The organism is Eggerthella sinensis, assembly GCF_003339815.1.
GTDB lineage: Bacteria > Actinomycetota > Coriobacteriia > Coriobacteriales > Eggerthellaceae > Eggerthella > Eggerthella sinensis.
The window spans coordinates 1-16,149 of the sequence record NZ_PPTT01000033.1; the positions used below are offsets into that span (position 1 = coordinate 1).

A 16,149-nucleotide genomic window follows, 5' to 3' on the forward strand; every position below is an offset into this window, starting at 1 on the left:
GGTGGGGGGTGGGGGCGATGGAAGACAATGCTGCGATACGGAACATTCCGCCGCGGCGCCGTGGTCGTTTTCGGACGCGCGCGCTCGGCTCGCAGCGAAAGGAATCACCATGCCTGCATCGATTCATCCTCCCGTGCAGTTGAACATCGTCCTTGACGAGGAAAGCTACCAAGGCGGCGACAGCGTCGAGATGGCGCGCCGCTTCACCGCGGTGGCACCCACCGAAGTGAAACGCGCGGCGAAGGGGTCGCAGCGCGCGAACGTGCTGCGCTTCGACCTGGGCGACGACGCGGTGACGGCCGAGGCCGACGAAGATCCGCTGTGGCGCGACGCGCTCACCACGTGGCTCGACGAGGAGTTCGCCGAGACGTCGGCGCTCGTGGCGCGCGAGAACGACGCGCGTCAGAACAACGGCGAGCGTCCGGTGCCGTTCACGTGGGCCGAGGTGAAGTTCGGCACGGGGCCGGTCATCGCCATCCGCATGAAGGACTCGTCCATTCCTGCCGAGGCGGCCGGCTTCGTCGCCCGCGCGCGGCAGCTGCTGGTGGGCGGCGCATTCGGAGCCGATGCCATCGCGGCCATCCGCATCCCGGCCTGCGTGAGCATCGAGGCGCAGCGCGAGGCCGCGCACGAAAACGAGCGGCTTGAGGCGGCGCAGTACGAGGCCGCGCACCGTCCGGTGCTGCGCGAGGTGGATCACTATTCCGAAGAGGTCGACGTCGCGACGGGCGAAGGCTGGACCGACGAGCTGCAGGGTGCGACGTCGAACCGCGACCAGCCGACGCGCAAGGAGCTCGACGACGCGTTGTCCGAGGCCGAGGCCGCGTTGCGCAACGGCATCGACCCCACCGACATCGCTGCCGAGGATGCCGCAGCCGATGCGGATGCGGGCGATTTCGCCGTGAGCGTGTCGGAGGTTGAAGGTGGCGCGGATGCCGCAGCCGATGCGGACGTGTCGGGTGAGGGCTGCGCCCTCGAAGCCGGCGGCGTGCCCGAGCACCTAGACTACCGCGTGTGGAACGTGGCGTACGCCGACGGCACGTCAGTGCGGTTCGACTCGGTGCTGGGAGAAGCGCTGCTGGATTAGGGCTGCTCTCCCTTCCCATGCGCCTGGGAATAATCGTGCGTGTTGGGGAGCTTTACCAGGCGCAACCGGTGGGATCGCTGGTTGCGCCTGGGGTGCGTTTCCGATCAGGTGCGTCGCACTCCAGGCGCATGTAGGGGGGCTACCAGAACAGTTCTGCCTCCCTTCGTTCCTGGCATTTGGTTTCTAGCATGGTTATCACCATGTCGGTGGACTCGCTGGAGAAATGCTTTGCGTTCTCGGGACAGCCCTTCACGCAGGCGCAGCAGTGGAGGCAGCCGGCGTCGACCAGGAAGGGGTCGTCCTCGTGGATGATGCCGAGGGGGCAGCGCGCGACGCAGATGCCGCAGCTGGTGCAGTCGTCCGTGGTGAGCGGGCGCACATCGGGGCCGGGCTTGAGCTCCTTGCAGGGACGGTTGCCCTTGATGGCGGGCGCGGCAAGCGCTTCGCCGGCTGCCAGGCGCGCGCCCAGCTCGCGGCCGAACTCCCGGGCCGTCGCGATATCGGCGTCGTCGGGGCGGTTGGTGCCCACGCGCGCCGTGAGCGAGTGCTCGCCGATGAACGCGCCCGCCGCGATCACGGTGAACCCGCGCTCTGCCAGCTGGTCGGCCGCTTCAAGCAGCGCGTCGTCGAAGTCGCGGTTGCCGTACAGCCCCACCACCACGGCCGGCGTATCCTGGCCGCTCAAATGCGCGAACTGCTCGCGCAGCAGCACGGGCACGCGCCCGGCGTACACGGGAAATCCGAACACGAGCACGTCGTCGGCCTCGCAGACGACGTCGGCCGGCCGCTGGCCCGGCAGCGTGAGGTCGACGGTTGCGCGCGCGGCTTCGAGCGGGGCTGAGAGCGCGTTCGCCACCGTCTCCGTGATGGTTTTCGTGGTGCGGGTGGGGCTGAAGAACACGGCGCGAACGGACGATGACATGGGGTTTCCTCTCTCGATTCCTGCTGATCGTCGTGTAATGATACCCCTTTTCGCCCGCCCGTGCGCAGCGCGCGAAACGAGCCCGGCGGGGAGGATGCCGGGCTCGCGTTGGAGGGGCGAAGGGAGGGAAGGAAGGCTCGCCCCCCGCGGTATGGTTGTGCGATCGTGCGGTTGGGCCGTGCTAGCTCGCGCTGCGCTCGCGCAGCTCGTGGCAGGTGCCGCACTCGAAGGTGCCCCGGTGGTGGCATTGGGCGCAGTAACGCATCGCGTCCTTAGGCAGGTCCTTCGAGTGGTTGTTGTGGCAGTCGGTGCACGTTGCGGGGTTCTCGTCGTGCTTCTCGCCGGCGGGGCGCTCGTGCGGGTTCACCGTGGTGCCCTTGTCGTCGGTGAGCGCCGTGGAGTCGACGGTTTTCGCGGCCATCTCCTCCATCGTGCCGTGGCATGACGCGCACGTGGCCGGGTCGACCGTGGCCACGGTGGCCTTCGTGGCAACCTTGTCGCCGAACTTCACGTCGGCATGCTCGGTTGTCAGCACGCTCTCCTCGGTGTGGCACTGCACGCAGGTGACGCCTTCCGCCTCGTGCGCCGTGCCCTGCGGGCAGGCGGCGTCGGCGGCCGAGGCCGCCTCGGACGTGTGGCACAGCGAGCAATCGGACTCCATCGTCCAGTTCACCGGCTGGCCGTCCATGGCGCCTGCGCCGCCCGCGTCCGCCCCGCTGCTCGCGGAGCTCTCGGGCGCGGAGCCGCCGTCCTGCGATTCCGCCTCCGGCGCGCACCCTGTGAGCAGCCACAACGCCGCCGCCAAGGCCAACACCACCGCAAGCACGCCCGCCGCGCCGAGCACCGCGGCCCGTCGGTTCAGGTGAGTACAAGCATTCATGAGCGTCCTACTTCTTCTCGTCCCAGGCGTCGAGCGCGGCGGCATGGCGCGCCGAGATACGACCCCAAATCATGTTCTCGGCCACGTTGCCGCCCGTGATGCCGTAGGTGTGCGAGTGGATGTTGCCGAAGCTGCCGGCGCCGTACAGGCGCGGGATGGGCTGCTCGGCGAACACGTCCAGCACCTGACCGTGCTCGTTCTTCATGGCGCCGCCCAGCGTGGAGCAGGAGCCGGGGTACACGGTGTAGGCGTAGAACGGCGGGTTGTTCAGCGGGTTCAGCGTTTCCGCGGAACGGTGGAACTCGGGATCGTTGCCGTCTTCGCACACCTTGTTCCACGTGTCCACCGTGGCCTTGAGCGTGTCGGCGTCCATCCACTTGTCGATGTCCTTCATCTTCTTGGCCAGCTCGTCAAGCGTATCGGCCTTGATGATCCATCCCTTGTCCACCTCGGCCTGGTTGTCGTCCGACCAGCCTTCCCAGTCGCGCAGCTCGTCGGGCAGCATGGTGGTGAAGTTGCCGCACTCGAACCAATCGCCCTGACGGGTGGACAGGGGGCCCGACTCGAACAGCGTCTGGTCGAACACGCACCAGCTGGGGCAGTGGTCGTAGTCGCAGATTTCGTCGCTGAAGTGGGTGAACGCGTGCCAGCCGTTGTGCGGCGAGCCGATGCGCGTCTCGTCCACCCAGCGCTTGCCCAGGCGGTCGGTGTAGATGAACGTCTGATCGGAGGGCATCATGAGCACGAGGAAGTCGTTTTCGGGGTCGCGCGTCCACATGCCGTACATGGCACCGGCCAGGCCCATGTGCCACAGCTTGCCGCCCACTTCCTCGGTCATGCGGATGCCGTCGCCCGTGTTGTACTTCCAGCCCTCGAACTTGAAGGGGTAGCACTTGAGGTACTTGCGCTTCATATCCTCGTTGAACTCGAAGCCGCCGGTGCACAGGATGGTGCCCTTGCGCGCCTTCACGGTTTTCTCCTCGGAGCCGATGGTCACCGTGCAGCCCACGATTTCCTTCGTGGTGGGGTTTTGGATGAGGTGCTCGTCGTGGCAGTCGAACAGCACGTCCACGCCGAGGTCCTTGCGCTTCTGATCGAGGATCTCGAACGATGCCATGCCGAATCCCGGAGGGTCGGCGATGGACTGGCAGCCCGCGCCGCCCGGCAGGAACGAGTACTCGGGGATGGTGCCGGCGATGGCCTTCTCGTTGATGTCGTACTCCAGGTCGTACTTGTCGGCGTACTCGCAGTTGCGCAGGCCTTCCTCGATCCACGCGTCGATGACCTCGGACGGCGTGTCCACGTCCTGCGTCATCTCGTGCCAGTACTGCCGCATGCCCTCGGCATCGTTGATGATGGCGAACTCGCCGTTGTTGATGGAGCTGTTGCCGCCGCCGCGCACCGGCGCCTTCTCCAGCACGAGCACGCTCTGGCCGCACTCGTCGGCGCCGATGAGCGATGCCCACATGCCCGCGCCGCCGTACCCGACCACGAGGATGTCGCATTCGTAGTCCCAGTTCTTCGGCATCCAATCGTCCGCCGCTTCCGCGCCCGAGGCGCAGCCGGCCAGTGCGGCCGAACCCGCCACGGCGGCGGCCGCAACGCCGGCGCCCTTCAAAAACGAACGACGGGACAGGCCCCCTTGTAGCTGATGGTCCATGGTTCCTCCTTCTCCTGCGTGCGTACTGCTTACGTACTGCTCTGTGCACCATGCGCTTCGCGTGTCGAATGCGCTGCCGTCACCTTATGCCGACGGCGCTCGCGCGCCATCGAGCGCAGGCCCCCATTTGTCGAACGGGCGCGGCGGGAACCCCGTTTCGCCTGGGTGGCGACGCATTAGGGTGCTCCATCCGATATGCGGAAACCACGTGCTTGCTATACTGCGCTGTGGGATGATGGCCGAATCGCGCGGGGAAGGCGCGGTTCGCGAAAGGGGAGAGGCGTATGGGCGCACGGATGCAAGATCGGTTCACGGAATTCTGCCCCGATTGGCGCTCGCTCGACTTTTACATCGTCTTGCTCGGGCTGGCGTTTTGCCGCGCGTGGATCGTGCTGTGCCTGTCGGCGGTGGCCGTCGTCAGCTTGGTGGAGACGTCGAACTGGACGTTCTTGCTGGCGGGTTCGCTTGCCGCGGCCGGCGTGGCCGCGGCGTCGCGCCGGGTTGCGTCGCAGGAGCGCTTCGGGGCGAAGCTGCGCGCGATCACGGGCGTGCTCACCGTGCTGTGCGCCGTCGCGATGCCCATCGCGCTGACGTGCGGGCACGGGCCCGCGCTCATGGTGCTCGTGGTGGTGGGCGGCGCCGCGTCGAGCTTCCTGCAGGTGCTGTGGGGCGATCAGTACGCACGCCGCCCCGTGCCGTTCGCGCTGGCCTGCTATCCCGCCACGGCCGTGGTCATCGCGCTGCTCATCGCCCTGGTGGTGGACGAGCAGGGCTTCCTCGCGTTCTTCGTGTTCCCGCTCATGTCGTTCGTGCTGCTGCTCGTGGAGACGTCGCGCGACGACGGCGAGCCGGTTGCGGCGGACAGCGAGGCCCGCGCCCCGCTTTCGCGCAAGTCCGTCGTGCAGCTCATGGTGAGCATCGGCGTGTTCAGCTTCCTCTGCCGCGTGTTCGATTCGCTTCCAGGCGAAGGTGTGATCGACCCCTTCGTCGTGTTCGGCGGCAGCTCGGTGTTCGCGCTCGTGGTGGTGGGCACGCTGTTTCTCGTGTTCGCCTTCGTCTGCGGCGAGAAGTTCGAGCCCGTGTTCGCGTACCGCCTGTCGCTGCCCCTCATGGCGTTGGGCATGGCCATCGTCTCGCTGTTCTTCTACGATCACTGGGCGCTGTCGGTGCTGCTCATCGGCATCGGCTACGAGCTGTTCGACATCGTCACGTGGATACTGTTCGTCGATCTTGCGCGCCGTCGCGAGGACCCGTGCGGCCATTACCGCGTGTTCGGCTACGGCGTGGCCGCCACGCTGTGCGGCATGGGGCTGGGGTATCTGGTGGGCGCGCAGCTGCATGCGTGCCTGCTCGACGGCTCGGTGCTCATGTCAACCGTGGGCATCCTGTGCGTGACCGTGCTGGTGGTCACCGCGTTCCTCGTGATCCCCGAGGGAACCATTGCGCAGGTGGTGGGGAAGCGCAGCCGGACGCGCGACGCGCAGAAGGCCGAGGGCGCGCCGGACGGTGACGGCCTCGCGGACGCGGGCGCGCCGCCTGCCCCCTCGCTCGAGGAGCGCTGCGCCGCTGTCGCCGCCGACCGGCACCTCACGCCGCGGGAGGGCGAGGTGCTCGTGCTGCTGGCGCGCGGGCGCACGCTGTCCATCGTGATGCGCGACCTGCAGATAGCGAAGGGGACGGCGCAGACGCACATCGAGAACGTGTACGCGAAGCTGGGCGTGCACAAGCAGCAGGAGCTCATCGACCTCGTGGAAGCCTACGGGTAACGCGCCGGGTCGTAGCGTCTGCGGCAAAATACGATGCTTCATCCGATGCAGCGGCGCGGGCGCTGAGTATCATGGGGGGAAACGCTTGGTTCGAGATACAAGGAGGAACCCATGGGACGAATCGTCTTGCCCGTATACACCCCGCACTACGTTCCCAACGGTGACGAGATAGCCGTCATCGACACGACGCGCGGCACCATCCGCGTGCGCCTGGCGGGGAAGGATGCGCCCGTGACGGTGGGCAACTTCATCGAGCTCGCGGCGCGCGGCTTCTACGACAACCTCAAGTTCCATGCGCACAAGCCGGGCTCGGTGGTGCTGGGCGGCTGCCCGACCACGCGCACGCTGGGGCCCGCGCAGGTGGACGCGGCGGCGCGCGGCATCATCCGCGGCATCCATCCCGGCACGGGCGATGCGCGCTACACCATCGTGGACGAGTGGGAAACCAACCCGCACAACAAGCACGTGCTGGGCAGCCTGTGCTTCGCGCACAAGTCCGAGCCGAACTCCGGCAGCTGCCAGTTCTACTTCTCGCTGTCCGAGCAGCCCGAGTTCGACGACAAGTTCACCGTGTTCGGCCAAACCATCGAGGGCCTCGACACCGTGGAGAAGCTGTCGATCGGCGACGCCGTGAAGAGCATCACGATCGAGGGCGCCGACGAAGAAGCGCTCGCCGAAGCGATCTCCCACGAACCCCCGCGCCCGAAGTCCCCCAAAGAAGTGCTGGAAGAGCTCGAGCGAGAAAGAGCGAAGCGAGAGGAAGAGGAGGGGGAGGAGTAGCTTCTCGTAGCCCTCCATCCCCTCATCCCTCCCCCTCCCATGGCGCGGGGCGGCATCCCGCAGGTTGACCCCGCGCCACAAGCAAGAGAGCCCCAACCCCCAAGGAGACCACCATCATGATGTCCCACCAAGAACTCCAAGACTTCTTCGCCGAGAGCGCCGACACGTACCGCTTCCTTTCCAGCATCCTGTTCAAGGAGCTCAACGAGCAGGCCATCGAGGAGCTGGCGAGCGCCGACTACCCCGACGACACCGGCAACGAGCACCTCGACCAGGGGTATCGCATGATCCGTCGGTACTTCGCCTTCTCCGCAACCGATCGACGCGGGCAGCTCGCCTGCGAGTACGCGCGCATCTTCCTCGCGGCCGGCGTCTACACGAAGGACCGCCGCACCGCCATCCCCTACGAGTCGGTGTTCACCAGCGACGAGCACATCATGATGCAGGAATCGCGCGACGACGTAGTGGCGCGCTTCCGCGAGGACGGCTTCCTCGTCGACCCGTCGCTCCACGAGCCGGAAGACCACCTCGCCTTCGAATTCGAATACCTCGTCAACATGAGCGAGCGCGCGCTGGCCTGCGCGCAGGAGAAGGACAAGGCGGGCCTGCGCCGCAACGTCGTGCGCCAGCTCGAATTCATCGATCAGCACCTGCTCAACTGGATTCCCGAGCTCAACGAGATCGCCCAGCAGTACGCGAAGCTGACGTTCTACCCCGGCATGCTCTCCGTCGCGCAGGGCGCGCTCGAGCAGGGCCGCGCCATCCTTCTCGACGTGTTGGCCCAGCTCGACGGCACGAGCAACGCGGCGTAAGGCGAGGGAGCCGGCTATGACCGAGAAGAATCCGACGCGCCGAACGTTCGTCGTGGGCGGCGCGGCCCTCGTTGCGAGCATCGTCATCGGAGCCGGCGTGCGACCCTTCGTCGCCGAGGCCGACGTGCTGCGGCCGCCCGGCGCGCTCGCCGAAGACGAGTTCATGGCGCGCTGCATCAAGTGCGAGCGCTGCACCAGCGTGTGCCCCACCGGAATCATCGAACCGCTCGGCGTCGAGGGCGGGCTGCTGCAAGCCCGCACCCCCACGCTCAGCTTCGTGAACGACAGCTGCACGTTCTGCGACCTCTGCCGCCAGGTGTGCCCCACCGGCGCCATCGACGCCGTGGACGCATGGGCCCCCGACCAGGGGCGCATCGGCTGCGCCATCCTGCACGAGGATCGTTGCCTGGCGTTTCTCGAGACGAACAGCTGCGGCATCTGCGTGGACGCATGCCCTTACGAGGCGCTCTCGTTCGACGCCGGACGTCGACCCGTGGTGGACGAAACCGCGTGCAACGGCTGCGGCGAGTGCGTGAAGATCTGCCCCGCGAACGTGTTCACCTCGTTCAGCGGAGGCAAGGCACGCGGTATCGAAGTGGTGACCGAAACGACGTTCCGAGCAAGGAGTGATGCATGATGAAGCAGGGCGATCGCATAACGAAGGCGCGCGTCGTCACGCTCAGCCTCGTGTTCGTGGCCGTCATCGCGTCGCTCGCGTTCGACCTCGGTCTCGGCACGCCGTCGTCGTTCGGCATCGGGCAGTTCTTCTTGCTGTGCCCGCTCGGCGGCCTCGAAGCGCTGCTGGCAAGCAAGGCCCTCGTCCCCGTCACCCTCATCTCGCTCGCCGTGGTAGTGGCCTTCGCGCTGCTGTTCGGCCGCGCCTGGTGCGCCTGGGGCTGCCCGGCGCCCGTCATCAGGAAGTTCTTCAAGCGCGAAGCCCCCTCAACCTCAACCTGCACCCCTTCTCCTTGCGCCGCGAGCAAACCATGCGAACCAGCCAACGCCATCCGCGACGTAAGAGGGGGAAATCGAGGCGCCTCCCTCCGTCATCTCCTCCGCGATCGGCGCACCTGGGTTCTCGGCGCCGTGCTCGTGGCCACCATCGTCGCGGGGCTTCCGCTGTTCTGCCTCGTGTGCCCCGTCGGGCTCACGTTCGGCACCGTGGGGTCGCTCTGGCACCTCATCGTGGACAAGCAAGTGACCATGTCGGCCATCGTGTTCCCCGCCGCGCTGCTCATCGAACTCGTGCTGTACCGGAAGTGGTGCATGAACCTGTGCCCCATCGCGGGGCTGCTCAACATCTTCGGCCAGTTCGCGCGCCTGTTCCGTCCGCGCGTCGACGCATCAACCTGCCTGCGGCGCTCCGAGGGCAAGCCCTGCACGGTATGCGCCGCCGTGTGCAGCGAGCGCATCGACCTCCACGCCGACGACGCCGCCATTCAACTGGGCGAATGCACGCGCTGCGGCGAGTGCGTCAAGCACTGCCCCACCGCCTCCATCCGCATCGAAGCAAAACCCGAGCGGTAACGCCCCGCCCTACCCTTCCAGAAAGTCGAGGAGTTCTTGGCGCGTGTGCACGTCGAGCTTCGTGTAGATGGCGCGCAGGTGCGAGCGCACCGTGTTCTTCGAGATGGTGAAGTTGTCGGCAATCCAGTTGGCGCTGCGGCCCTGCGCGAACAGGTCGAGGATTTCCAGCTCGCGCTGCGACAGCCCGTAACGCGGATCGGTCGCCCGCGCGATGCCGGCGGGCGCGACGGGCTCCTCCTCGACGGTGGACTCGGGCTCGCACGCCGCGCCGGGAACGCGCGCAATGCGCTCGTTCGGCCCCGTTCCGTCCACCGACCAGGCCATAACCCGCTTGAGATCCGTCTCGGGGAACACGTACACCAGCACCACGACCACGAGGAAGGCCAGCCCGACGCCCACACCCATGCGCACGACGGCCTCGCCATAGTACGGCGCGATGAGCGAACCCACCGCCCAGCCGCCCGTCGACGCGAGGAAGTACACGCCCTGCCCCACGCCGAACACGCGCACCGGCGACAGGTCGAAGCGAAACGCCAGGTACGCCATGAAGCACGAGAACACGAGCCAGAGCGCCTCTTTCCCGATGCTCAAAAACGCGATGTCGAAGCCGAAGCACGTCGCCAGCATCATGGCCATGCCCAGCACCATGAGTGCCGAGTACACCTGCCGCGCGCCGCGCACGGCGTCGCCGCGGTTCACCAGCACGGCGATGAGCACCGCAATGACGCCGATGCAGAACACGATGACGGTGCCTTCACGCGCGAACAGCTCGGTACCCGCCAACGCGCTCGTGATGCCTTTGCCCACGCCCGCCGTGACCGCAACGAGCGCCGACGCCACCACGAGCTTGCGGTAGATGCGCCGCTCGGGCGAGCGCCGATCACGTCGTTCGCCCACGCCCGACACCGTCGACGAGAACGGGTCGACCGAGCCCATCACCAGCAGCAAGCTCGACATCAGCGGCAGCGCCGCGATGTAGAACAGCCGCCATTCGGCCGGCACGCCCACGCCCACGAAGTACAGCAGCGAAGCGAGCAGCAGCGCGATAGCGCCTGCCGTGAGCGAGTCGCCCAGCGACACGCTGCCATAGATACGCCCCACTTTCAGACACAGAAACGACGTGCCCACACCCGTGAGCAGGGCCGCTATCACGAAGAACGCGCCTGCGCCCATGATCACCGAGAACCCCAACAAGATGGTGGACAGCGTGGCGAGCGCTCCGAACCCGACGACCACGACCCGCTTGTCAACGAGCTGCGTCACCCGCTTCCATGCGAACGCCGCCGCGAACATCGACGCCGCAATGCCGAGCGTCGAGAACAGGTACATTTGATAGACGTAGGACGTCTGAGATTCCGCCGGGAACATGCGCATGATCTCCGTGGAGTTGTAGCACAGCCAAATCCACGCCCACCACGCGCCCAACCCCAGAAACCGCAGGTAAGGCCACTGCTCCGCCAATGGCGAAGCCTGCTCCTCGTATTCCGCTCTGCGCCCATCGCCCATGGAATCCCCCTCAATTTCAAACCCGCTCCATGGTAGCACAGCCCTCCAAACCCTGACTTCGCAGCTACGCAAAACCCCTCCCCGGTAGCGATTCGCCCGTTTGCAAGGGGGTTGGGGAAGCGAATCGCGACCGAGGAGGGGTTTGGGGAGCTCTCCCTCGTGAGCTGCGGACCGGAGCCCCCCCCCAATTGCGCCCGCAGGGGGTCTTGCGGGATGGGAGGGGCTCCGCGGGCGCAATTGGGGAGGCCGCCTAGTAGAACATGAAGACGCTCAGACCCAGGTTGTAGAAGACCACGCGCAGGCAGACGGCGCCGATCAGCGCGGCGGCCAGGGCCAGGGTTCCCCAGAGCTTCCAGTTGCCGGACTTGCGGCCGAGGAAGCAGGCGACGAGCGGGACGAGGGCGCCCACGAGGACCGCGCCCGCCCACAAAAGCGGGGCCTGGCCGGCCACCGTCGCGGCGGCGTCGGCCATGGCCTTCGTGGGGTGCGTCGGGTCGAAGTAGTAGCCGACGGTCGCGAAGGAGCCCGCGGAGAGCTGGAGGAAGGCGGCGAAGGAGGCGGCGGTCGCGGCGTTGACGAGCGCGCCGACCAGCGGGATCAAACCTGCAGGACCCTCAACATCGGCTGCGCGCATGGCAGGTTGCTCCCCGGGGTCGCCTGCAGCCATGGTTGAGAAGGCGGACGCGAGGAGTTGGTACGTCACGGGTCCCAGGACGCAGGCCTCGCCGAGGACCGCCAGGATCCAGAGCACGCTGTCCCACGCCGGGCGGGCGGCCATGGTGTAGCTGTGCGCCATGACGGCCACGAGCACGACGGACATCGCGAGCGACAGCGCGGCCAGCCACTTCGGCACGCCGCTCCCCTTCCGCAGGAACACGAAGTACACGACCATCAGGGCCACGACCACCACGATCGCGATCAGCTCCTGGGTGATGCCGCTCGTAATATGTCCGAAGCCGTTGAAGATGCGCTCCCAGTGCTCCAAATGGAAGAACACCGCGATCCCGCCGACGGCCAGCAAAACGGCGGACGCCACCAGCGAGGCCATCTGCCCGCGCCCGCCGTCACCGCGCAGCGCCGCGAGCGCCTGCGCCCCGAACAACCCCGCGCTCCACGCCACCAGCGTAGTGAAAATGATGAGAGGCCATTGGAGTTCCATTATTCCTCCCCCTTCCAATCGCGATTGCGCAGGATGAACGCGAAGTTCGGATTGTTCCCCACGTTCGGCAGATGGTGCAGGTCGGTGCGTTCGTCATACGCTTGCGCCAGCTCGCCCAGCGTCACGCGGTTGCCCTCGTATAGGCTGTCGTAGGTGCGGTCGGTCTCGTAGCCCACCGCAGGCGCTTCGAACGACGCGATGCCCTCGTCCAAATCGCCGAAGAATCGCGCACGACCGCCGCATTGGATGACGCACTGCGGCAAGCCGCCCTGTTCCACAATCTGCTCGCACAGCGTGCACTTCTCCACCACGCGCTCCTGCTCGTTCAGATAGCGAACGTTGTAGGGGCAGGCCATGGCGCAGAACTGGCAACCGATGCACTTCGACTTGTCAATCTGCACGGTGCCGTCCTCAAGCTTGTGCGAGGCGCCCGTCGGGCACACGCGCACGCACTCGGGGTCGTCGCAGTGCTGGCATTGCACGGGCAGGTAGTACATCTCCACGTCATGCCACGTCGTTCCGCCCTCTTTGAGCGAAGGACCGATGCGCAGCACCTTGTTCCAATAGCTTCCCACGGGCACGTTGTTCACGGCCTTGCACGCCACCATGCAGGCCAAACATCCCACGCACCGATTGAGGTCGGTGACAATCGCATACTGCGTCATGGCTTACGCCTCCTCTCGTATCTCGTAGTTCGGCAGCCATTCCTTCAGGCGCGGGTCGGACGCGTCGTAGATGATTTCGGTGCCGTCCTCCGGCGCGCACGGGACAACCTTGCCGTCGGGGCAGTTCTCGGGCGTGGCCTTGTATATCTTCACCGGCACGCCGCGCATATGATGCGAGCTGATGAACTTGTCCTGGCCGTGCGGGTCCCAGATGCACTCGATGTTCGACAGCATGCAACCGTGCGTCGGCGCGGGCAGCTCGGGGAACCACCACGCGTGCTCGGCGTTCGCCCAGCCTTTCGCGATGCCGTAATACAGGTCCACGCACTGGCGCACCTTGCCCCATTCGGTTTCGATCCACGCCCAATCTCCCTGTTCAAGACCCAGCTCGGCAGCATCGTCGGGGTTGATTTCCAGGCGCGGCGCCGGCCATAGCTCGCGACACCACGGCAGCTGCCGGTGCTCGGAGTGGAAGTACACGGGAATGCGGCGACCGGTGGTGAGGATGATGGGGTACTCGTTCAGATCGATCTCGCCGCCATCGGCAGACGACGAGGGCGGTTCGTAGTTCGGCATCATTTCCTTGATGGGGTCGAACTTGCCCGGCTCGAATTCGTTCGCCATGTCGATGCAATACGTCTCGAACGCCATGGACCAGAACTCCACGAGCGCGTTGGGCGTCGGGCAGCCGAAGTTGTTCACGGGCTGACCCGCCTCGTCGACCGACCACGGCGCGGCCGTGCAGGCATCCTTGCCCATGCGCATCCAGCCGGTTTCGAAACGACGATAGGTGCCCCAACGATCAGGTTCGATCTCCTTGGCGTTGATCCACCCGTTCTCTTGGAAGTCCTTCTTGAAGTCTTCGAAGTGCTCCCATTTGCAGCCCGGATAGGGCGTGCTGAAACCGGACTTCTCGTTGTGCGCCTGGAACCAGTCCTCCAAACGGTCGTCGTGATGGTACGCGCCCGGAGCATCGCCCTTGATGTTCGTCCACGTTCCGTTGGGATTGCCCTGTTTTTCGATCGCCTCGAAGATCAGACGGTTGATGTCGTAGTCGAACTTCGTGTCCGCCGGCGGCTCGATGGCGCGCTGCGTGAGCCCGATGCCGCCCGAAGCGCCCTGGCTCACGCGGATGTTGTTCAGCTCGGTCCAGTGCTGGCACGGCAGCAGGATGTCGGCCATCTCGGTTCCGGGATGGTGGAACATGTTGATGTCCACCCAAAAGTCCAGCTTGGAGAGGGCTTCCCACGCCAACGTGGCGTTGGACATGTTCATGAACGATCCGGACTCGTTGATGCCGCCCTTGAGCGGGTACGGATCGCCGGTGATGCACGCCTCCCACAAGCAGGTGGCGTCGGCCCACTCGTTGTAGTACGGCAGGATGGGGAACTTGTCGCCGCCCACCATGTTGCCGAGGACCTCGCGACGGTCGGGGATGTTCGTGGGTTCCAGCTTGACGTCGGGCAGGTAGAACGGCGGGCACTGCGGCTCTCCGGTAATGGCCTCCATGCCCTTCAGCGTCCACTTGACCTCCTGCGGCATGTTGGAGCCGGGAGCGGCCGTGGCCTGCTCGTCCACCGGCGTGCGCGTGAGACCGCGGTTGCCAGCAGGGCCGTCGAAGTTGCCGGTCATGTACGAGAGGTGCAGCACGGCGCGCACGGTCTGGGCGCAGTTGCCAACCTGGTCGGGAGCGAGGTTCAGATGGATACCGCCGTTTCCGTACGTCTGGCCCGCCGGACGCGTCGCCCACACAAGGCACGCCTCCTCCACGAGCGAGGGATCGAGGCCCGTCTTCTCCTGGCACCATTCCGGCGTGCAGTCTTTCACGGACTCCTCCAGGTACGCCCACACGGGCTTGGCAACGTGCTTCGTGCCATCGGCCAGCTCGATCTCGTGCGTGCCCTGCAGGTCGAAGTCGATGCCGGCTTCTTCAAGCTCCCAGAACGACAGCGGCGGCAGGTAGCCCTCCTGCGACGTTCCCTGGTACACGACTTCCATCTGGTCGCGCGTCGGCGCAACGTGGTTGCAGCCTTCCCACTGCGTTACGTCGGCGTCCCAGTACACCAGACCGCCCGCGCCGTCGTTGGCGTTTTTGTTCCACGCGTAGAACTTGTGCGGGCTGCCGCCTTCTTTCAGGTCGCTCTCCTTCAGCAGGCGCGTCTTCAACTTCGTGCCGATCAGGTCTTCGAGCGGCGGCACTTGGACGGGCGACGACAGGTCGATGTAGCGCCCGCCCGTGGGCTCCATGTCCTCCACCACCAAGAGCGACGCATCGGTCCAGCGCTTGACGAATTCCCAGTCCACCAGGTCGTTCTTGATGATGATATGCTGCCAGCACAGAGCGAGCGCCCCGTCGGTGCCAGGCTTGAGATTGAGCCAGTAATCGGCCTCCTTGCCGGAGCCGGACAGGCGCGGGTCGATGCAGATGTGCACGTCGGCCTCGGTCATCTTGTCCACGAGGTTGCGGCAGCTGTCGTCGTAGTTCGAGTTCTCGGGCGCGGTGCCCCACTGCACGTACACGCGCGGACCGTCGCGCAATGCCATCCACGGCGCGCCGTCAACCGAGCTGATCCACCCCATGAGACGACGGGGGCCCTTGCATATCTCGGACGCCACGTGCGCGTTCGGCGTTTCGAACAGCCACTTGTAGAACGCGTAAGGGCCGTACACCCACTGGCGCGACGTGCCCGCCATGTTGAAGATGGACTGTCCGCCGTACCGGTCGATGATCTCCTGGAACTTCTCGCCGATGGTCTGCATGGCCTCGTCCCACGTGATGCGCACCCAACCGGGGTCCTCGCCCTTGGGATTCGTGCGCTTCATGGGATGGTAGATGCGGTCGGGGTGGTACGCCGCCTGAATGGACGATTGCGACTTGCCGCAGCAGTTGCCGCTCGACTGGAACGACGACTGGTCGCCCTCCACCTTCACGGCACGTCCGTCCTGGACGGTCACCCACACGCCGCACTCCATCTTGCCGCACCCGCGACAGCACGTGCGCACGCGCTTGATTTCGCCGCCGCGCGACGACGCGTCGGCGTCCTCGGCAAGCGCCGCCTGCGGGGCAACCGATGCCGCGCAGGCCAGGGCTGCTCCCGTCACCGCGGTGAGCTTCGTGAACGCGCGGCGCGTCAGATTGAGCTTTCCCATTCCTCCTCCTTATTCTCGTCTTGAGCACGGGGCGCATGAGCCCCTCTCACTTGCACGAGTGTGCCCGGCGCTCAGGCGAAACGCATCATGCATTTCTGCGAAAAAAGCGCCCGTAGCGGCTCGTTCGCATCATGCATTTCCCATGATTTTGGAGAAATACCTGATGAAGACGGTGCCGCTTCCGAACGCGCCAGCGGGCGCTTCCCCTTCGAGCGCGGTTGGGCGTGCTATAGTT

13 protein-coding genes are annotated in these 16,149 nt (G+C 66.2%); 6 read left to right on the top strand and 7 right to left on the bottom strand.

Going from position 1 to position 16,149, the window contains the following annotated elements; genetic code table 11:
- Positions 1–109 precede the first annotated feature (109 nt).
- Complete coding sequence (locus tag C1876_RS14830; protein WP_114547502.1) at positions 110–1,087, top strand: hypothetical protein; 978 nt, start codon at positions 110–112, stop codon at positions 1,085–1,087.
- A gap of 139 nt (positions 1,088–1,226) precedes the next feature.
- Here C1876_RS14830 and C1876_RS14835 read toward each other — a convergent pair whose 3' ends face one another.
- The 3 genes from C1876_RS14835 to C1876_RS14845 all read right to left on the bottom strand — a co-directional run bounded on the left by C1876_RS14835 (position 1,227) and on the right by C1876_RS14845 (position 4,549).
- The gene (locus tag C1876_RS14835; protein WP_114547503.1) at positions 1,227–2,009 is read right to left on the bottom strand and encodes a 4Fe-4S binding protein; all 783 of its coding nucleotides are present in this window, start codon (positions 2,007–2,009) and stop codon (positions 1,227–1,229) included.
- 181 nt (positions 2,010–2,190) lie between these two features.
- Positions 2,191–2,889, bottom strand: a complete 699-nt coding sequence (locus C1876_RS14840; protein ID WP_114547504.1) for a cytochrome c3 family protein — start codon at positions 2,887–2,889, stop codon at positions 2,191–2,193.
- A gap of 7 nt (positions 2,890–2,896) precedes the next feature.
- Positions 2,897–4,549 carry an FAD-dependent oxidoreductase gene (locus tag C1876_RS14845; RefSeq protein ID WP_114547505.1) on the bottom strand — a complete coding sequence of 551 codons (1,653 nt, stop codon included), beginning with the start codon at positions 4,547–4,549 and terminating at the stop codon, positions 2,897–2,899.
- Between the two features lie 284 nt (positions 4,550–4,833).
- Between C1876_RS14845 and C1876_RS14850 the strand changes: the two genes are divergently transcribed.
- From C1876_RS14850 to C1876_RS14870, 5 genes are all read left to right on the top strand, one after another.
- Complete coding sequence (locus tag C1876_RS14850; RefSeq protein ID WP_114547506.1) at positions 4,834–6,315, top strand: helix-turn-helix transcriptional regulator; 1,482 nt, start codon at positions 4,834–4,836, stop codon at positions 6,313–6,315.
- A gap of 111 nt (positions 6,316–6,426) precedes the next feature.
- Positions 6,427–7,095, top strand: a complete 669-nt coding sequence (locus C1876_RS14855) for a peptidylprolyl isomerase (protein ID WP_114547507.1) — start codon at positions 6,427–6,429, stop codon at positions 7,093–7,095.
- Between the two features lie 116 nt (positions 7,096–7,211).
- Positions 7,212–7,907, top strand: a complete 696-nt coding sequence (locus C1876_RS14860) for a TorD/DmsD family molecular chaperone (RefSeq protein ID WP_114547508.1) — start codon at positions 7,212–7,214, stop codon at positions 7,905–7,907.
- Positions 7,908–7,923: 16 nt separating this feature from the next.
- A complete protein-coding gene (locus C1876_RS14865; protein WP_114547509.1) occupies positions 7,924–8,544 on the top strand; it encodes a 4Fe-4S dicluster domain-containing protein in 621 nt (206 codons plus the stop codon).
- Positions 8,541–9,434: a 4Fe-4S binding protein gene (locus C1876_RS14870; protein ID WP_114547510.1), complete on the top strand. Its 894-nt coding sequence runs from the start codon at positions 8,541–8,543 to the stop codon at positions 9,432–9,434. The genes C1876_RS14865 and C1876_RS14870 overlap by 4 nt, the downstream gene beginning before the upstream one ends.
- A 9-nt stretch (positions 9,435–9,443) precedes the next feature.
- On the opposite strand, the gene C1876_RS14875 is transcribed toward C1876_RS14870, so the two are convergent.
- The 4 genes from C1876_RS14875 to C1876_RS14890 all read right to left on the bottom strand — a co-directional run bounded on the left by C1876_RS14875 (position 9,444) and on the right by C1876_RS14890 (position 15,914).
- Complete coding sequence (locus tag C1876_RS14875; protein WP_114547511.1) at positions 9,444–10,940, bottom strand: response regulator transcription factor; 1,497 nt, start codon at positions 10,938–10,940, stop codon at positions 9,444–9,446.
- Positions 10,941–11,190: 250 nt separating this feature from the next.
- On the bottom strand, positions 11,191–12,099 hold the full coding sequence (locus tag C1876_RS14880) for a dimethyl sulfoxide reductase anchor subunit family protein (RefSeq protein WP_114547512.1): 909 nt from the start codon (positions 12,097–12,099) through the stop codon (positions 11,191–11,193).
- Positions 12,099–12,764, bottom strand: a complete 666-nt coding sequence (locus tag C1876_RS14885; protein ID WP_114547513.1) for a 4Fe-4S dicluster domain-containing protein — start codon at positions 12,762–12,764, stop codon at positions 12,099–12,101. Before C1876_RS14885 ends, C1876_RS14880 begins: the two co-directional genes overlap by 1 nt.
- 3 nt (positions 12,765–12,767) lie before the next feature.
- Positions 12,768–15,914: a molybdopterin-containing oxidoreductase family protein gene (locus C1876_RS14890; protein WP_114547514.1), complete on the bottom strand. Its 3,147-nt coding sequence runs from the start codon at positions 15,912–15,914 to the stop codon at positions 12,768–12,770.
- Positions 15,915–16,149 lie beyond the last annotated feature (235 nt).